The organism is Frankia sp. AgKG'84/4 (assembly GCF_023242965.2).
In the GTDB taxonomy this organism is placed as follows: domain Bacteria; phylum Actinomycetota; class Actinomycetes; order Frankiales; family Frankiaceae; genus Frankia.
This window is the reverse complement of sequence record NZ_JALKFU020001308.1, coordinates 1-2,131: the sequence shown is the minus strand read 5'-3', so window position 1 is coordinate 2,131 and position 2,131 is coordinate 1. Positions and strand designations below refer to the sequence as shown.

The 2,131-nt window shown below is 74.3% G+C and carries 2 protein-coding genes; both read right to left on the bottom strand.

The annotated features are described in order from the left end of the window. Nucleotides 1-1,559, bottom strand: a 1,559-nt coding sequence (locus tag MXD58_RS29955) for a type I polyketide synthase (protein ID WP_250611506.1), incomplete at its 3' end; no start/stop codon positions are given. 46 nt (nucleotides 1,560-1,605) lie between these two features. After that, a partial coding sequence (locus MXD58_RS29950) for an acyl carrier protein (RefSeq protein WP_250611504.1) occupies nucleotides 1,606-2,131 on the bottom strand: 526 nt, incomplete at its 5' end.

Genomic DNA, 2,131 nt, shown 5'->3' with positions numbered 1-2,131 from the left:
GTCCCGGGCCGGTCGGAGCGGGCTCGCAGGTGCGCGGCGAGCCGACCGGCGGTGTCGCGCAGCGCCTGCGGTGAGCGCGCGGACAGCGGCACCAGCACGGGGAGAACCGGCGCCACAGCCGGCGCCGCGACCTCGGCGGTGGGCAGCGGCTCGTCCGCCGGGGCCGGCGTCCGCTCCGGCGTCGGGGCCTGCTCCAGGATGATGTGGGCGTTGGTGCCGCTGACACCGAACGCCGACACCCCGGCGCGGCGCGGTTCGCCGGTCTCGGGCCATGGGCGGGACGCGGTGAGCACCTCGACGGCGCCGGCCGTCCAGTCGACCTTCGTCGAGGGCTGGTCGACGTGCAGCGTCGGCGGGAGGACGCCCGCGCGGATCGCCTCGACGATTTTGATGAGGCCGGCGGCCCCGGCGGCAGCCTGGGTGTGGCCGAGGTTCGACTTGACCGAGCCGAGGTAGAGCGGCCGGTCCGCGGGCCGGTTGCCGCCGTAGGTAGTGAGCAGCGCGTGCGCCTCGATCGGGTCACCCAGCGAGGTGCCGGTGCCGTGCGCCTCGACCGCGTCGACCTGCGCCGGGCTCAGCCGGGCGGCGGCGAGCGCGGCCCGGATGACCCGCTGCTGCGACGGCCCGTTCGGCGCGGTCAGGCCGTTGGACGCCCCATCGGAGTTCACCGCGGTCCCGCGGACCACCGCGAGGACCTGGTGGCCGGCGGCCTGGGCGTCGCGCAGCCGTTCCACCAGCAGCACGCCGGCGCCCTCGGACCAGCTGGTGCCGTCGGCGCCGTCGGCGAACGCCTTGGCGCGTCCGTCGGCGGCCAGGCCGCGCTGGCGGGAGAACTCGACGAACGCGGCCGGCGACGACATCACCGTCACCCCACCGGCGAGCGCCAGGTCCGCCTCGCCGCCCCGCAGCGCCTGGACGGCGAGGTGCAACGCGACCAGTGCCGAGGAGCAGGCGGTGTCGACGGTGACCGACGGGCCCTCGAACCCGAACGTGTAGGAGATCCGTCCGGACAGCACACTGCCGAGGCTGCCGAGGCCCAGGTATGCCTCCAGCTCCGGCGGTGGCTGGGTCACGCCGGCGGCGTAGTCCTGGCCGTTCGTCCCGGCGAACACGGCGGTGCGGCTGCCCCGTAGCGTCGTCGGGTCGATGCCGGCCTGCTCGAACGCCTCCCACGTCGTCTCCAGCAGCAGCCGCTGCTGCGGGTCGATGGCAAGCGCCTCACGGGGGGAGATCCCGAAGAACTCGGCGTCGAAGCCGGCGGCGTCCGCCAGGAACCCGCCGTGGCGGGTGTAGGACTTCCCGGCCGCGTCCGGGTCCGGGTCGTACAGGTCGTCGGCCCAGCCACGGTCGGTCGGGAACTCGCCGACGGCGTCGCGCCCCTCGGCGACCAGATCCCACAGCTCCCGCGCCGAACCGACGCCGCCGGGAAAACGGCAGGCCATGCCGACGATCGCGATCGGCTCGTGTCGGGCCTCCTGAGAGTCCCGCAGCCGCTCCCGCGTCTCGTGCAGCTCGGCGGTCACCCGCCGGAGGAGGTATCGGATCTGGTCGTCACTCATGGTCCACCTGCTTTCTTCGGCTCGGGCGTGTCCGTCGGTGCCGGGTTCAGGAGATGCCGAGGGTGTTGCCGATGAAGTCGATGAGTTCGGCGTCGCTGGCGTCGGACAGTTCCGTGGCGACGCGGTCCGCCACCTCTGCCGGGGGGCTGAACCGGTCGAGGAGGTCCCGCAACCGGCCGGTCGCCGCCGCGTGGTCCGGCCCGGTCACCTCGACGGCGCCGAGCGCGGCCTCGAGCCGGTCGATCTCGGTGAGCACCGCCGAGAGGCCGGTCGGCTCCGCCGGCACCAGTTCGGCGAGCAGATGGTCGGTCAGCGCGGCGACCGTCGGGTAGTCGAACACCAGGCTGACCGGCAGGGTCAGCCGCGTCGCGGCGATCAGACGGTTACGCAGGTTCACCGCGGCCAGCGAGTCGAAGCCCTGGTCACGGAAGCCGCGTTCCACGTCGACCTGCTCCGCCACGGCGACGCCCTGCACCGCGGCGACATGGGCCCGGACGATCGCGAGGGACAACTGGTAGTCCGGGACCACCACGCGCGCGGACCGGCTCGCCAGGTCGGTGACCTCCACCCGG